Origin of the sequence: Mordavella massiliensis (assembly GCF_016902415.1) — a bacterium.
Lineage (GTDB): Bacteria > Bacillota > Clostridia > Lachnospirales > Lachnospiraceae > Merdimonas > Merdimonas faecigallinarum.
Window position 1 is genome coordinate 12,442 of sequence record NZ_JACJLV010000003.1, and the last position, 15,965, is coordinate 28,406.

Sequence of the window (15,965 nt, forward strand, 5' to 3'; positions counted from 1 at the left end):
TGCGTCCTCCTTTGAAACAATACTCATTTTCCTCTAACTTCCGCTGTGTTCTCCTGACAACAGCATTTCTCTCACTTCATCGTATTCGTCCGGCAGCACCTGCGACAATAAGCCGGATGCCTTTACACGGAACACCGTTCCGTCATCATATTCTACAGCCAGCACCATATACTGGGGATCTGTAATTTCCTCTTCACCCGTTCCGGATTCCCAGCCAAAAACACCATACTTGTCTAACGCCTCAACGATCTGCTGTCCGTCCGCATAATATCCGGCCTGTGTCTGGTAGAGATCATCAAAGAGATACGCATCCGATGTTTGATACCGTTTACTATCCAGTATATCGTAATATACACATTCTGTACTTGTATTCCTATTTTCCATAAAAGCAATGGCATATACATTCTCTGTAAAGTCAGATGTGCGTTCTTCTATGTCGTCTTCAAGGAGATAACTTACATCATACATGCCGAATTTGCGTTCCGGTTCGTATTCTTCCAGGAGCAAAGGTATGTTGAGCGTATCCACATCTTCTTCCGTGATGGCAAAATCTTCAATAAACTGTTCAAGATCAACTCCCCGGTACTGTTCTTTTGTAAGTCCTGCCGCCCGGATCAGTTCTTCCGGAGTGATCAGACTCTGTTCTGAAAGCATTTCCTCCTTGTCTTCTGTCACATAGATTCCCGGTTTTTGTTCCAGACTCCAGAGAAACCCATCCTTGTTAAAAGTTTCTTCCGTAGTGATCTCTATTGCGGTAAGCCCTTCTTTATCCGGTTCTTCTCTGTAAAAAGGAATATAAATATATGCGATTTCATATTGTGCTTCATCTGTAATAACCGAATAGTGCCCTCTCAATTCCCGCCATGTTATTTTTCCGTGTTCACTTTTTTCATGGGAACTTGCATTTCCTTTCCAGCTTTTGCATTCGCCCTGAAAAAACTCTATGAATTCTTCCGCCTGTTCCGTTAAGTTTAACGTACTGTCCCCGGCATACTGCGAAAATAATCCCGTCAGTGCTTTTGTATCTTCCTTCTCTGCGCACCCGATAATGTTTTCTATCATTTCATCCGCCAATTCTTCATCAGAACGATATGCATTGGATGATCCTCCCCTGAAAACGATGCATCCGCTCAGGCCGCAAGCAAGGACACAGCATACGATAAGCAGTAATCCCTTCCTCATAATCTCTCTTCCTTTCAGCTAATATACGGTCACTTTCCCGCTCCCGGAGATCGCGCACTCCGCCTCTTCGGTATAGATATCTTTCCGGAGCTTATCCTCATAATCAGATCTGTCGATCTGCTGCCATGCTTCAGACTCTGCCATCCGCAGATAGATCCCCGCCGGCACGCCCTGACAGTTCTCTGTCAGCCAGTCCGGCACAGCCTCCAGAAATGTCTCATACTGTCCTGAACACAGAGCGTCGTCCATAAAAATATACGTCACGGCGGAAACCTCGTTCAAAGCTGGCGCTTCGTCTGCCGCGCCGCTGCCGCCGCTCTTTATCTCTGTGTAAATCTTTATCCCCTCGGAAAGCAGATACTGTTCTGCAAATGTGCGGATCTGCTCCTCATAAGCGGGGCGCGTCAGGATCGCTCCGTAATCGTCTTCATACCGGTACATGCCGTTTTCATATGTGCGGTACACTGTCACAACATCCGATTCATCGCCCTGTTCCGGATACACTTTCAAGTGTTCCTGCTCGATGGAGTCTCCCGGCGCGTAGGATATATAATGAAACTGTTGCTCATATTTCCCTTCGATCCAGTCCAGCATCTGCCCGACAGATGCAACGACCCCTTTCTGGGTATCAGTCAATTCCTCATAAGGCCCGGTAAGACCTGTCATGGCCATAACCTCTTCCTGTCTGGCATCGAGCCATGCGCCGCCGTCATAGCTTGCCTTCCATTCGTCCGGTCCGAAGGTAATGCTCCCGCCCGGAAATGTCCCTTCGCCGACAGTCAGCCCCGTATGGCAGTTCACGATCTTTGCCCGGACATTCCAGTCCGGATCACCGGTTTCCATGATCCCGGTCAGGACGTCCGACGCCGTGATCGTCAGCAGCATCTTCGCCTCCAGTATACCGTCGATATTCTCGTCGTAATGATATACGAAACGGCTGTGGTCTATGTCTGTCTCCACATAATATCCCTGTTCTTCTTCCGCCATATCCTCCAGCACGTCGTCAATGGAACCGGTGTACATCTCTATGAGTTCTTCTTTCTGTGATGGAGTAACTTCAAGGATCAGATCATCCCCGTCCCGCCTTACATCGGTACAGTAATCTCCGAAAGCCTCCATGTTATCCTCGATATCCGTATTGGCAAACTTAAATATCGAGGCAGGTATGGTAATCTCCTCTGTCGTCTCCGGCAATGCTTTTTCTGTAGCCGGTTCTTCGGCGGGATCTGCTGCCGGAATGCCCGAGCAGGCGCTGCAGGTAAGAATCACGGCTGCCGTTGCAACTGCAGGCACTGACTTGTATAACTTCTTCATAAGTGCTCTCTCCTGAAAACCAATATCTCTGTTTCTGTTAATAATACCTTATTCAGACAGTTAAGGTTACAATTTTTATAAAATTTTTCAGATTTTGTATCTCAGATCCGTTGAGAACGGTAATGCTTTGTCTGGGTATAACCGTCCTGCTCTTTGCTTTCCGTCCGGATATGATGTAGTTCCCTTCCGTCATGGCAGATGTAATAATGCTCATCTTCAAAGACAGCGTATGTCATGTTTGAATACTTCCCGATGTCCTCTTTGTATGCCCGTGTCTTCCGTTTCTCATGGTCTTGAAGTTTGATATAGCTCCGGATCCCGTTCTCTTTCAGATACAGCAGGTTTTTCTCACTGCAGTAGCCGCTGTCAGCAGTAACTGCTTCCAGCGCATCTCCAAACGCGTTCTTGTGCTTTTCCAGAACAGGGATCAGCGTATTATAGTCTGTCCGGTCATTGCTCACATATCCATGGACAATAAAGTAATTCTCTACTGCAATCTGGACATTGTATGCCGGTTTCAGCTGCCCGTTTAGCATATGGTCTTCTTTCATCCGCATGAAGGTTGCTTCCAGGTCTGTTTTAGAATATACCTGTTTGCATTCGCTTCGATCTTTGTTCCATCGATATAAAGTTCTTTCAGCGTGATCAGCCCTTCCTTTTCCAGACGGCGCATAAACTGATGATTCAATTCATCTAACACTTCTCCCGTAGCTTTTTCCCTTTAAAATCGTAAAAAACATCCCGCTGAGGCTTCTGACCTTTGGTCAGCCAGATAAAGGCAAGATCTCTCTGGCATAAGTCTACAATACGGTCAACAGCCCTGACCCCGCGCATGTTTGCGTAGGTAACAACAGAATACAGCATGATTGGGTTAAACCCGGTTCTTCCCTTCATCACGTTTTTCAGGGTATAGACTGGATCGTCATTGGGTAAACCCAATTCGAAGAAACTGAAGTTAATTTTTTGTTGCCCAATTTCAAAAAAGTCGTTATAATAATCTTGTTTTAGCATAGTTCCATTATAACATGGAACGGGGAGAAAGATGGTTGTCGTTAGCCATCTTTTTCTCTTTTAAAGGATAAATTTCAGGGGCAGGCGTGACTCGCATGAGTCACGCCTGCCCCTGTTTGGAACTATCTATTTCCCGACAGCCCCTGACCTGTCTCTTCAGACTAGTTTGTGATTGTCTTCTCTGTTTCTTTGTCAAATACATGGATCTTGTCAGCATCCAGTGCAAATTTAACGGTATCGCCGCTTCTTGCTGATGTTTTTGGATCTACTCTTGCAGTCATGCTGGAGCCTTCATAGTCGAAGTACAGAAGTGCTTCTGCACCGAGCATCTCGTATACACGGATCTTAGCTTCGATCACGGTGTCAGGAGAAGCCTGGATGAATTCTGCCTCATCGTGAAGGTCTTCCGGACGGATACCAAGAACAACTGCCTTTCCTGCATAGCCGCCGTCTTTGAGTGCTTTTGCTTTTGCAGCCGGAAGTACGATGGTGTGAGGTCCTGTTACAAGAGAAACCTTGTCTCCCTCAACCTTGCACTCTGCATCGATAAAGTTCATCTGCGGAGATCCGATGAATCCTGCAACGAACATGTTGCACGGTGCATCGTACAGTGTCTGCGGTGTATCTACCTGCTGAACAACACCAGCGTTCATAACTACGATTCTGGTACCCAGGGTCATAGCCTCTGTCTGGTCGTGTGTTACATAGATGATGGTTGTTCCCAGTCTCTGATGAAGTTTGGAGATCTCTACACGCATCTGTCCACGCAGTTTTGCGTCCAGGTTGGAAAGAGGCTCGTCCATCAGGAATACCTTAGGATTACGAACGATCGCACGTCCCATAGCAACACGCTGTCTCTGTCCACCGGAAAGAGCCTTCGGCTTACGATCCAGAAGAGCTTCCAGGTCAAGGATCTTGGCAGCTTCGCGAACCATCTTGTCGATCTGGTCCTTCGGAACTTTTCTCAGCTTCAGACCGAATGCCATGTTGTCATATACGGTCATGTGCGGATACAGAGCGTAGTTCTGGAATACCATCGCGATATCTCTGTCTTTCGGCTCTACGTCATTTACAACCTTGTCGCCGATCTTCAGCTCACCGGAGGTGATATCTTCCAGACCAGCTACCATACGAAGTGTGGTGGATTTTCCACATCCAGAAGGTCCTACGAAGATGATGAATTCTTTATCTTCAATCTCAAGATTGAAATCTTTTACAGCTTCAAATCCGTTCGGATAAGTTTTGTTAATGTGTTTCAGTGATAAACTTGCCATTGTATCTTCCTCCTAAAAAAACTTTCGTTTTCACTAACTGTTACCAAGTATAGTAAACTTTCCGGATTTTCGAAATACCCAAGTTGAACAATCTTTTTTCACGAATCTATACAAGTTGACCAACACCTGCCTGCTGCCCTTATTGCAGCAGCGCCCGGTAGACCTCCCGTTTCCCGATCCCCCGGTCCTTTGCCACCTGTTTCATGGCTTCCTTTCTGTCCATTCCCTCTGACAGATATTTTTCCATATGTTCTTCCAGGGTCATTTCCTCCCACTGCATTTGCTCCTCGCGCCGGATCTCCTCCCGGCTCTTTCCGGCAATCACCAGCACGCACTCGCCCTTTGGCTCCTGCTCCTCATAATAAGAAACCGCTCCGGACAGGGTATTTTCATAGACTGTTTCATGCTTCTTAGTCAGCTCCCGGCACACCCGGACCTGCCGGTCTCCCAGTGTTTCCAGAAGCAGGCGCAGCGTCTTGACCAGCCTGTGGGGCGCCTCGTAAAGGACGATGGTCCTGGTCTCCTGCTTCAGTTCTTCCAGGATCTGCTGCCGCTCCTTTTTCTCTGTGGGAAGAAAGGCCTCAAAGGCAAATCTCCTGGTGGGAAGTCCGGAGATGGTAAGCGCCGTCACGCAGGCCGCCGCTCCCGGCACTGCCGTCACCGGGATCCCTTCCTCCCGGCACATCCGCACCAGTTCTTCTCCGGGATCCGAGATCCCGGGCGTCCCTGCGTCCGTGATCAGGGCAATGTCCGTGCCTTCCCGCAGCTTTTCCATCAGTTTTCTGCCCTTTTCTATCTTATTATATTCGTGGTAACTGGTCATGGGCGTTTTGATCTCAAAATGATTCAACAGCCGGATGCTGTTGCGGGTATCCTCTGCCGCGATGAGATCCACTTCCTTTAAAATGCGCACGCACCGGAAGGTCATATCCTCCAGATTCCCAATCGGCGTCGCACACAGATACAATGTCCCTGCCATATCCTGCTCCTCTCTTCCACCTGATCCTGCCTGCAGTCCGGCAAAATCCTACTCTCCATACAGCGCTCTTAGTTCCCCGGTATAGTTTCCGTCCTTTTCATACACAATAAGGGGCGGCTCGATCTGCATCCTGGGCTTCCCGCCTTTTAGCCCCTCCAGAAGCACCATATTGGGTTCTTTATCCACATAGGGATGGACCAGGCGCATCCTTTTCGGTTCCAGCCCGTATCCTGCCATCTTCGTAAGAAGTTCCGGCAGGCGGAACGGTCGGTGCACCATATAAAAACGCCCTTTGTCTTTTAAAAGCTTTCCGCTTTCCCGCAGCACGTCGTCAATGGTACAAAGCGCCTCATGCCTGGCCACATACAGGGCCTGATTGTCATTCCGAAGCCCGTGGCCGCCGATCATGTAAGGCGGATTTACCGTAATGACCTCAAAAGAAGCGGCTCCGAAGATAGAAGCTGCTTCTTTGATGTCCCCTGTTACGATATGGATTTTTTCTTCCAGACCATTGAGCGCCACGCTCCGTCTGGCCATCCCGGCGCTCTCTTCCTGGATCTCCAGGCCGGTGTATGAGCTGCCGTCGTATTTTGCTTCCAGAAGAATCGGCAGGATCCCGGTTCCTGTGCCCAGATCCAGCGCCCGCTCGCCCGGCCGCACATGGGCAAATGCGCTTAGGAGCACTGCGTCCATGCCAAAGCAGAACCGCCCCGGGCTCTGGATGATCCTGCGTCCTTTGATCTGCAGATCGTCCGAGCGTTCGCCCGGCCGGATCAGATCCGTCCCCTTCTTCCCGTTTGGTTCGTTATTATTCATCGTCTAATTTTGACGCTCCATTCTTTTCTTCCAGGCCTTTGAGTTCCGCCATCTCCTCTTTGGAGATCTTCACATCTTTCTTCCTGCGGCGGGGCTTAAACTTCAGTTCGCTGGCCTTGTACTCCCGGACTTCCTTTTCATCGTTATCCAGTGTCACGACCACCTTTACCAGCTGACGCAGCACATTTACCGCCTGCACGTCTCCTCTCAGCCCTTCCGGCGTGGTCACATGGTCGCCGTTTGCCGGCAGATGCCGGTTCAGCTCCTCATAGGTCTGTTCCTCATTGGTCAGGCAGCACATCAGTCTGCCGCAGACGCCGGAGATCTTGGTCGGATTTAAGGACAGATTCTGCTCCTTTGCCATCTTAATGGAAACCGGCGCAAACTCGGACAGATAGGTGTGGCAGCAAAGCTCTCTTCCGCAGATGCCGATGCCGCCCCGGATCTTGGTCTCATCCCGCACGCCAATCTGCCTGAGCTCGATCCTGGTACGGAACACGCTGGCCAGATCTTTGACCAGTTCCCGGAAATCAATCCGTCCGTCCGCTGTAAAATAAAACAGCACCTTATTGTTATCGAAAGTATACTCCGCGTCGATCAGCTTCATTTCCAGACCGTGCTTGCGGATCTTTTCCAGACAGATTTCAAATGCTTCTTTTTCTTTCTCCCGGTTCTTTTCTTCCCTGCGGATATCGTCCGCTGTGGCGATACGGATCACCGGCTTTAAAGGCTGCTGGATCTTTTCATCTTCCACCTCCCGGATACCGGACACCACAGAGCCGAACTCTACGCCTCTTGCAGTCTCCACGATCACCTTGTCCCCGGCGTGGATCTTATATTTCCCCGGTGCAAAAAAGTATATCTTTCCCGCAGTGCGGAATCTGACGCCTATTACTTTTGTCATACTGTTAATTCTCCTTTATCGTTAAGCACAAAAGCTCCATTACAAGATCAAAGTTTACATTGGCGCGGAGTCTTGCCTTGGCCGTATCCAGCGCCTTCAGGATCGTCTCGATCCCCTCGTAGGAACTTTTCTTTGCCTGCTCTTTGATGTAGGAGATCTGTTCCTTGAAAATGACCTTGTCTACTTCTTTTGTTGCTTTATATAACAAGACGTCCCTGTACCAGATCATAATGATATCCAGGTAGTCTGTGATTTCTAATTTATAGGTTGTGATCCGGCTCACCGCCTGGGCGATCTCGCTGATCTCCATCTCATGGATGTATTTCAGAAGCTGAACCGCTTCCTCCCGGATCTCATTAAAATGCTCGGAATTCGCCAGCATAATGGCCCGTCCCAGATTGCCCTGGGCAAATGCGGTGCACATATCCGCCTTATAATCCGGCACCTGCAGCACTTCCATCAGGTACTTGCGGATCAGGGTGTTGCGGATGTTGCGAAGCTTCAGCATCACGCATCTGGAATTGATGGTGGGAAGAAGGGCCTCCGCATTTTCTGTCAGGAGCAGGAATACCACGTACTCCGGCGGCTCCTCCAGTGTTTTCAAAAGAGCGTTCTGCGCCTGCTGGGTCATCAGCTCCGCATGGTCGATGATATACACTTTGTATGGTCCCTGGTAGGGTTTGATCATAACCGTGTCTCCCACCTGGGTCCGGATGTCGTCCACACTGATGGTACCCGGCTTCTCGTGGGTCACCCAGAGGATGTCCGGGTGGTTGCCGCTCTCGGCCTGACGGCAGGAATGGCAGGTATTGCAGGGCTCGGATCCGCCCTTTTCACACAACAGCGTCATGGCAAAGAGGCTTGCCAGCATCTTTTTGCCTGCTCCCCTCTCGCCGTTCATGATATAGGCATGTCCCACCTGACCATGTTCCACGGCACTCTGAATGTATTTTATGATATCCTTATGACCAACTACGTCCTTAAAGCTTCCCATATCGTATTTCCCCTATGATTTCTTCCAAACATTTTTCTTTCTCTTGATTATAGAATCGTTTCCCGATCCCCAGCCTCTTCAGATTTTCCTCGGAAAAATCCTTTGTATCCGCCAGAAATCTCCGGCACATCTCCGCGTACTTTGGTTCCGCCTGGGAACGCTCCCGCTGCAGGGCTCTTGCAAGCCGCTCGCCGTCCTCCACCTCGATGTAGATGGGGACCAGCTGCTCTGCCCCGTAGTATTCCCGCATCTTTTCGTAGGATTCCAGCGTGCCGATCACCAGATAGTCCGACGCCGCCAGATCGATCTGGCCGTCATCGACCGTGGCGTACCGCCACAGACCGCATACGGTGTGATATCCCCGCTCTTCCACCACCAGCCCCCGGCGTCCGTAGTCGTCCAGGACTTCATCGGTGACAAAGAAATATTCTACGCCGTCCTTCTCTCCCTCCCGGATGGGACGGGTGGTGTATAAGGTCACAGTCCGAAGCTCCGGCAGAGCCTCTTTGACTTCCTTAAACAGCGTATCCTTCCCGGAAGAACTTTTTCCCATCATATAGTATATCTTACCCATGTCTGTACACCTCGATCCGGGAATCTTCCCGCAGACCTTCCACAGAAAATCCCTGTGCCTGATACCATTGTAACATATCTGCCGCCTCTTGTGACACCTTTTCTCCAGGAACGATCACCGGACATCCCGGCGGATAGAGATAAGCATACTCCAGCGAGACCTCGCCCGGGCTCTCCTCCCAGCTTACGCTTGCGATATGCTCCGGCTCAGAACCCTGCAGGGCTTCTGCCTCCGCAGGAAAAAACACCTGCTCCTGCCTAGGAAATTTCCCTGGCTGCATCTCAGTGGAAAGGCCGGCTTCTTCCAGCCTTGGCTCCCCGCCTTTTGCACCTTCCGCCTCTGCGTCGATCGCACAAAGCGCCTGTACCAGCCGTTCCATTCCTTCCGGGGTATCGCCCAGTGTGGTCATCAAAAGCACATAAGTACCGGCCCGCATCTCCGGCTGGAGATGCCAGTCCTGCAAAAGCCGGTCATAAAGCTCCCTGCTGGAAATGCCGGCGTCCTTCACGGAAATGACCAGCTTGGAAGGATCCATGCCCTCCACCTTTGCAAGCCGCAGCTTCTTCAGGCCACACAGCTTTTCTCTGGTCTCTTTTAAGCAACGCACATAGGGCTCAAAAACCTGTTCCGGTTCTTCCCGCAACAGATGGATGCAGGCGTCCGCAGAAGCCATCAGCACATAGGACGGGCTGCTGGTCTGCAGCATATGCAGGTATTTGCGCACCCGTCTCCGGTCCGCCCGCTCTCCGTTCATGTGAAGGAGCGCGGTCTGCGTCAGGGCAGGCAGGGTTTTGTGAAGGCTGTGGATCACTATATCCGCGCCTTTTTGATTTGCATTTTCCGAAAAATACGGATGAAAGCCAAAATGCGCCCCATGCGCCTCATCCACGATCAGGGGGATGTCATGCACATGGACCGCTTCTGCGATCGATTCCACATCCGACACGATCCCGTCATAGGTAGGTGATACGATCACCACCGCCCGCACTCCGGGATGCCGCTTTAGGGCGGCTGTTACGTCTTCTGCGGATATCTCGGTATTCAGCTGTGCCTCCGGATCAAATCCGGGATACAGATACACCGGCTTCAGTTCCTGCATTTCGATCGCGTGATACACAGACTTGTGGCAGTTCCTTGCCACAAGGATCTGATCTCCCCGCCTGGTGGAACCCAGGATCGCGCTTAAGATCCCGGACGTACTTCCATTTACCAGGAAATGCGTCTCTTCTGCGTGGTATACCTTCGCCGCCTGCTCCTGGGCTTCTTTTAAAATGCCCTCTGCATGGTGCAGGTCGTCGAACCCGTCGATCTCAGTGATATCGATCTGATAAGGGGAGATCCCCTCCATCAGATCCAGTTGTCTTTTATGGCCCGGCATATGGAACCCGTAGTGATCCGAGGCCCCATATGCCGTAAGTTTCTCAAGCAATATCTGCATTACAGTCTCTTTTGCAATTCTTCTCTTTCTTTTTCATAACCCGGCTTACCAAGGAGGGCAAACATATTTTTCTTGTAGCTCTCCACGCCCGGCTGGTTAAATGGATTTACGCCAAGGATGTATCCGCTGACGCCGCAGGCAAACTCAAAGAAGTAGAACAGTTCGCCCAGAGAGAACTCGTCCTGTCTCGGGATGTTGACCATCAGATTCGGCACATTTCCATCGGTGTGAGCCAGAACAGTTCCGTTCATGGCGCTCTTGTTGACAAAGTCTACGTTCTTGCCTGCCAGATAATTCAGGCCGTCCAGATCCACCGGCTCTTCCTGGATCACGATCTCTTCTTTGGACTCTTCTACATTCATAACGGTCTCGTACATAATCCGGTTTCCGTCCTGAATGAACTGTCCCATGGAGTGAAGGTCTGTGGTCAGGTCTACCGACGCCGGGAAAATTCCCTTCTGGTCCTTGCCCTCGCTTTCGCCGTAGAGCTGCTTCCACCACTCGGATACATAGTGAAGGCTGGGTTCGTAGTTTGCCAGGATCTCCACCTGTTTGCCTTTTCTTAAAAGAATGTTGCGGACTGCCGCATACTGCATGGCGTCGTTTTCTTCAAACGCTGCGTTCAGCGCCCGCTCTCTTCCTGCTGCCGCGCCTGCCATCAGCTGGTCGATATCCGCGCCGCTGACTGCGATCGGCAGAAGTCCCACTGCGGTCAGAACAGAGAACCGTCCTCCAACATCATCCGGAACTACAAAGGTCTCGTAGCCTTCTTCTGTAGCCAGATTCTTTAACGCTCCTCTGGCCTTGTCTGTGGTGGCGTAAATTCTCTTTGCCGCCTCTTCTTTTCCGTACTTCTTTTCCATCATTTCCTTAAAAATGCGGAATGCGATGGCCGGCTCCGTGGTCGTGCCGGATTTGGAAATGATATTAACGGAAAAGTCTCTGTCTCCGATCACGTCGATCAGATTCTTCAGATAGGTGCTGCTGATGCTGTTGCCTACGAAATAAATCTCCGGAGTCTTGCGGATCTCCTTTGATACCATATTGTAAAAGTTGTGGCGCAAAAACTCGATGGCTGCCCGTGCGCCCAGATAAGAGCCTCCGATCCCGATTACCAGAAGAACCTCTGAATCGCTCTGGATCTTTTCTGCCGCTTTTTTGATCCGCGCAAATTCTTCTTTATCATAGTCTACCGGAAGATCGATCCATCCCAGGAAATCATTTCCTGCGCCTTCTCTTCCGAGAAGCTCGTCCTTTGCGGCCTCTGCGATCTTCTTCATTGATACCATCTCATGATCTGCAATAAATGTTTTTGCCTTTGAATAGTCAAATGTAACCTTACTCATGATCGTGACTCCTTCCATTCCTAATCCTCAAGATATCCGTTTTGCCTTGAAAGATCGGCCCTTCGCGAAAGTCCGCTTCGGCCTTTCATCCCCGGCATTATTATATTAGCAAATTAGAGGTGGTTTCGCAAGCGCATCAGAAGAGAAAGATCACGCCATATATTCCTCCAGGATCCGCCGGATCAGCACATTTTTATCCACAGTTTTCTCGGAATCATGGTCTGGATCCGTGCGTCCTGCTTCCTGTTTCTCCATCTCCAGGTGCCTGTCAGGCGTCTCCTCCCGGGCCTGCTGCTGCAGGAGTTTTTGTGCCTGCAGCTGCTTTTGCGGCTGTTCCTCCGCTTCTTCCTTTTCCAACTCTTCGGTCTTGCGGATCATCATGACCGGTTTATGTACGGCTTCCTCTGCCGGGTGCACCTCCGGAGTCATGACCTGAAGCTCTTTCTGGGCAGCCTTCTCATACTTGTGGCGGCAGACATTTTCCAGATAATCTACCATATAATTCTTTACCGCGTCCAACCGGTAGCCCTCGTCCGTGGCCAGGTGGATCAGATACACCAGCACCGCAAGGGCGGCTCCCGCGGCCCCTGTCTGCAGCACCAGGTCTCCCATGCCCTGCAGCACATACCAGCCTGCCGCTCCTGCGGCTCCCACGAGAAGACATCCTGCGGCCGCGGCCTTTTCCAGTCTCCTGAGCGTATGAAGACGCAGGCCGAACACCCGGTATTCATACAGATACTTGTCCACAAAGACGCCTACATTTTCTACGGTGTCGCTGACCATACAGGCATGCTCAAACTTTGCCTTCACCAGCCGCATCAGCGGATGATTGCTTTTATTCATACTGCCCGCAGCCCCTACCAGGCGTTTCAGCGACACATGCACCACAATCTTACTCCATATCCCGATCACCGTCAGGATCCCCATCAGCACGTATGGCACGCGCCCCTCCATCATTACTTCTAACATAATAAAAAGCCCTCCTTTTGATTTGCATTATAATAGAAAATCAAAAGGAGCGCCTTAAAAAGCGTTCGGCAGGTTCTGCGCGGAAGCGGGCGGCTTTCGTCGCTCCCTGCCGGTTTTTGAAAGTCTTATGGGTTATAAGGAGCGGAGCATCTCCTTTACCAGCGCCACGCTGTGGGCAATGGCCTTCTGTTCGAACACCGGGTAATCCTCCACCGCGCTGTTGTCGGCTTTGTCCGAAATGGCACGAATGATGACAAACGAAACTTTGTTCAGATAAGCGGCCTGGGCAATGGCCGTTCCCTCCATCTCTACGCACAGGGCATGGAAGGTGTCGGCGATCCACTGCTTCTTCTCGCCGCTTCCGATAAACTGGTCTCCGCTGGCGATCCGCCCGGTAAAGGTCCGGATATCCGAGTTGGCTTTTTTGTTTGCCTCCACTGCCGTTTCAATCAGCTTCGGATCCGCCGCAAAGGAAAAGGTATCCATCTGCGGAACCTGCCCCGGCTGATAGCCAAAGGTTCCTGCGTCCACATCGTGATAGACGGTGTCGGTAGACACTACCAGGTCGCCGATGTCAATCCGGGCATCCAGAGAGCCTGCGATGCCGGTGTTGATCAGGACATCCACCTGGAACCGAAGCGCCAGAATCTGGGCGCAGATGCCGGCATTGACCTTGCCAACGCCACTTCTGACTACCACTACGTCCTTCCCCTCCAGCGTTCCTTCTACAAATTCCATGGATGCGATACTGACAGTCCTGCGGACCTCCATGGCTTCCTTAAGCGCCGCCACTTCATCTTCCATGGCGCCGATAATTCCGATGATCATTAAGATTTCCTCCTCCCGATTCACATACATTTCCGTCAATATGCTATTATAAGCATAATTTCCGGGAAAAGTAAAGAAAGCAAAGACTGGTTTTATCAGATGCTTTCTGTTATAATTTTCGTGACGAAAAGCAAAAATATCGTAAAATACTCAAGAGGAGGCATTAAATCATGGAATATATCCCACACGGCGTCTGTTCCCGTCTGATCCATGTTGATCTGGACGGCGACACGATCAAAAGCGTAGAATTTGTAGGCGGCTGCAGCGGCAACACCCAGGGCATCTCTCATCTGGTAAAAGGAATGAATGTCCACGATGCCATTGCAAGGCTGGAAGGTATCCGCTGCGGAAATAAACCGACTTCCTGCCCGGACCAGTTATCCTACGCCTTAAAGCAGGCGATCGGCGAAGCTTAAGCATGGGAAAAGGATGCGAGGAATTCCCCGCATCCTTTTTCACCTGCTGCTTTTTTGGGTTTTTAAATTTCGTCTCGATTAAAAATCTTTTAAAATAAATAATTGTCAGTTCGCCAATTATATTTTTGCCGGGAAGGCTGTGGGACGCGCTGTACGCGACGACTTTAGCCCATTGCCTGGGCCTTACGGTTTCTCAATGTAAGGATTTTTATATTTTTTAATTTGCAATAAAAATGGTTGCACCGCGCATCAGCGCGCCCCACAGCCTCCCCGGACTTAGGTCGGCGTCCCTTCTCTCCATAAGAAACGCCAGTTGGTTTTCTAGTTACAAAAAATAGTCTGCTCGTACTTTCTAATTCTCTTCTCTGTCTCGTTTTGGTGGTTACAGTTCTGGCAGGATGTCAGGGAATATACTGTCTTCTTCCACATAGACTCCATTGGTAAAGGAACTGCTGACATCATCATTGGCGGAATGGATACAACGTACGCGATAGTAATATCCACCCTCAACTTCTAAAGTCCGATTAGATCCCACTCGATCCACATTATGGTTCTCTTTCTGCCAGCTATCATAAAACGACCATGCGTCATCGCCTTCTTGCGCCCTTTCAACCATGACCGAAATCATTACTTTTTCAACTTCCCGCGATGCCATTGTCGTCCCTCCAGCATAAATCTTTTCTGGTCCTAAACGAACTATCTTAGAATATCCGGCCATCAGATCCACACCTCGGGTAATCTTAGTATCTGTTCCAATAGATTCTCTATCCTGCGTCAGTATCGAACCATCCAAAACAGGCTTGTCAGCCGCCCGTGCCGGCACTGCTGTAAAAAATGGTATGCTGAAAAACAGCAATGCTACACATAAAGCTGACAAAATTCTCTTTTTCAACTCTCACCTCCCTCTACTCTTTCATTCCCTCATTATATAAACACATGAACCGACAAAAACTGACGCATTTTTTAATAAAAATGTAAATTATTTATTACTTTTTCAAATTCTACATTTGAAACTGTTCCTACCAAAAAATACTCTAGTCCATTAAATGTAAATCTTGCGGAGTATTTTTCATTTCCAAATGGCAACCGATATTCTTTTATTTCCATTTCACAATTCTGTATTTCTTTTGTGTACTCTTCTTCTATTTCATCCTCAATATCTATACCCCAAGATGAATCTTTATAAGAGCCACTTATCACAAACGTAATCGTCCCACATTCTCCTTGATACCACATTTCTGCCGTCAGATTTTGTGAATCACACCTCATTTGTTTAAATTTTATCCCTACTGGTCGCTTCGTTATTCTAACCGAATCAACTCCAAATATATTCTTTAGTTCCTGATATGCCTCTTCCTCATTCTCCTCCACGATCACCAGATTCTCATCACTGGAATCCACCTGCTCTACTTCCCTGTCGCCTACGGCCTGTCTCACCATCCGTACCATGCGCTCCGGTCCGCCCATTGCGCTGACGCTGACTGCAAGCGTCGCCACCAGAACTGCAGCCACTGCAATATACACCCTTCCGGGCCTGCGGTGATGCTTTCTGCTTTTTCCTTCGAAGACTTTCTCCTCTTTTTGCTTTTCTTTCTCTTTCTCTTCCCGCAAAACTTTCCGCCCCAGCTCCAGCGCGCGGCGGTCCTCTTCTGACAGCCGGTCATACACTTCGGCGTCTTCTATCTTCTTTATCTCCTCATCCAGTCTGGCCCGGACGGCTTCTTTGGTGCCTTCGGGCATGCGGATGTCTTTTTCTGATTCTGCTTCTTTTCTGGTCTTCTCTTCTTCAGCCTGTGCCAGCTTTTTGAAGTCTTCGGCAATCCGCTGTTCCAGCGTATCTTTCTTTTTGTCCATATTTTTTTCCTCTTATTTCATACAGGATCTTCTTTCTCTTGACCAGAAGGCCGGGAAACGTATAAT

General features: G+C 49.8%; 18 protein-coding genes. 1 reads left to right on the forward strand and 17 read right to left on the reverse strand.

Going from position 1 to position 15,965, the window contains the following annotated elements; all coding sequences use genetic code 11:
• Positions 1-33 precede the first annotated feature (33 nt).
• The 15 genes from H6A13_RS01310 to H6A13_RS01370 form a co-directional block, all read right to left on the reverse strand.
• Positions 34-1,182 (reverse strand): DUF5104 domain-containing protein, encoded by a 1,149-nt coding sequence (locus tag H6A13_RS01310; protein ID WP_204907815.1) that lies wholly within the window; start codon positions 1,180-1,182, stop codon positions 34-36.
• 18 nt (positions 1,183-1,200) lie between these two features.
• Entirely contained in the window at positions 1,201-2,496 is a 1,296-nt protein-coding gene (locus H6A13_RS01315; protein ID WP_204907816.1) for a hypothetical protein, read from the reverse strand.
• Between the two features lie 101 nt (positions 2,497-2,597).
• Positions 2,598-3,053: a transposase gene (locus H6A13_RS13225; RefSeq protein WP_243424692.1), complete on the reverse strand. Its 456-nt coding sequence runs from the start codon at positions 3,051-3,053 to the stop codon at positions 2,598-2,600.
• Positions 3,044-3,196: a hypothetical protein gene (locus H6A13_RS13230; protein WP_243424693.1), complete on the reverse strand. Its 153-nt coding sequence runs from the start codon at positions 3,194-3,196 to the stop codon at positions 3,044-3,046. The genes H6A13_RS13225 and H6A13_RS13230 overlap by 10 nt, the downstream gene beginning before the upstream one ends.
• On the reverse strand, positions 3,190-3,507 hold the full coding sequence (locus tag H6A13_RS13235) for a transposase (RefSeq protein ID WP_243424694.1): 318 nt from the start codon (positions 3,505-3,507) through the stop codon (positions 3,190-3,192). The genes H6A13_RS13230 and H6A13_RS13235 overlap by 7 nt, the downstream gene beginning before the upstream one ends.
• A gap of 161 nt (positions 3,508-3,668) precedes the next feature.
• Complete coding sequence (locus H6A13_RS01325; RefSeq protein ID WP_204907817.1) at positions 3,669-4,781, reverse strand: ABC transporter ATP-binding protein; 1,113 nt, start codon at positions 4,779-4,781, stop codon at positions 3,669-3,671.
• Positions 4,782-4,920: 139 nt separating this feature from the next.
• The gene (gene rsmI, locus H6A13_RS01330) at positions 4,921-5,760 is read right to left on the reverse strand and encodes a 16S rRNA (cytidine(1402)-2'-O)-methyltransferase (RefSeq protein ID WP_204907818.1); all 840 of its coding nucleotides are present in this window, start codon (positions 5,758-5,760) and stop codon (positions 4,921-4,923) included.
• Between the two features lie 48 nt (positions 5,761-5,808).
• The gene (locus H6A13_RS01335) at positions 5,809-6,576 is read right to left on the reverse strand and encodes a tRNA1(Val) (adenine(37)-N6)-methyltransferase (RefSeq protein WP_204907819.1); all 768 of its coding nucleotides are present in this window, start codon (positions 6,574-6,576) and stop codon (positions 5,809-5,811) included.
• Positions 6,569-7,480, reverse strand: a complete 912-nt coding sequence (locus H6A13_RS01340; RefSeq protein ID WP_204907820.1) for a PSP1 domain-containing protein — start codon at positions 7,478-7,480, stop codon at positions 6,569-6,571. Before H6A13_RS01340 ends, H6A13_RS01335 begins: the two co-directional genes overlap by 8 nt.
• 4 nt (positions 7,481-7,484) lie before the next feature.
• Positions 7,485-8,474 (reverse strand): DNA polymerase III subunit delta', encoded by a 990-nt coding sequence (gene holB / locus H6A13_RS01345; protein WP_204907821.1) that lies wholly within the window; start codon positions 8,472-8,474, stop codon positions 7,485-7,487.
• Positions 8,461-9,048: a nucleoside/nucleotide kinase family protein gene (locus H6A13_RS01350; RefSeq protein ID WP_204907822.1), complete on the reverse strand. Its 588-nt coding sequence runs from the start codon at positions 9,046-9,048 to the stop codon at positions 8,461-8,463. The genes holB and H6A13_RS01350 overlap by 14 nt, the downstream gene beginning before the upstream one ends.
• On the reverse strand, positions 9,041-10,486 hold the full coding sequence (locus tag H6A13_RS01355; protein WP_204907823.1) for an aminotransferase class I/II-fold pyridoxal phosphate-dependent enzyme: 1,446 nt from the start codon (positions 10,484-10,486) through the stop codon (positions 9,041-9,043). The genes H6A13_RS01350 and H6A13_RS01355 overlap by 8 nt, the downstream gene beginning before the upstream one ends.
• Positions 10,486-11,832, reverse strand: coding sequence for a glucose-6-phosphate isomerase (locus H6A13_RS01360; RefSeq protein WP_207751818.1), 1,347 nt, complete (start codon positions 11,830-11,832; stop codon positions 10,486-10,488). Before H6A13_RS01360 ends, H6A13_RS01355 begins: the two co-directional genes overlap by 1 nt.
• Positions 11,833-11,982: 150 nt before the next feature.
• Positions 11,983-12,801 carry a hypothetical protein gene (locus H6A13_RS01365; protein WP_204907824.1) on the reverse strand — a complete coding sequence of 273 codons (819 nt, stop codon included), beginning with the start codon at positions 12,799-12,801 and terminating at the stop codon, positions 11,983-11,985.
• 132 nt (positions 12,802-12,933) lie between these two features.
• Entirely contained in the window at positions 12,934-13,629 is a 696-nt protein-coding gene (locus tag H6A13_RS01370) for a 5'-methylthioadenosine/adenosylhomocysteine nucleosidase (protein ID WP_204907825.1), read from the reverse strand.
• Between the two features lie 170 nt (positions 13,630-13,799).
• On the opposite strand from H6A13_RS01370, the gene H6A13_RS01375 reads away from it, so the two are divergent.
• Positions 13,800-14,045: a TIGR03905 family TSCPD domain-containing protein gene (locus tag H6A13_RS01375; RefSeq protein ID WP_204907826.1), complete on the forward strand. Its 246-nt coding sequence runs from the start codon at positions 13,800-13,802 to the stop codon at positions 14,043-14,045.
• 382 nt (positions 14,046-14,427) lie between these two features.
• Here the strand turns inward: H6A13_RS01375 and H6A13_RS01380 are convergent, their stop codons facing one another.
• A complete protein-coding gene (locus H6A13_RS01380; RefSeq protein WP_338042977.1) occupies positions 14,428-14,937 on the reverse strand; it encodes a DUF6147 family protein in 510 nt (169 codons plus the stop codon).
• Positions 14,938-15,008: 71 nt separating this feature from the next.
• A complete protein-coding gene (locus H6A13_RS01385) occupies positions 15,009-15,899 on the reverse strand; it encodes a DUF4367 domain-containing protein (RefSeq protein WP_204907827.1) in 891 nt (296 codons plus the stop codon).
• Positions 15,900-15,965: the final 66 nt, after the last annotated feature.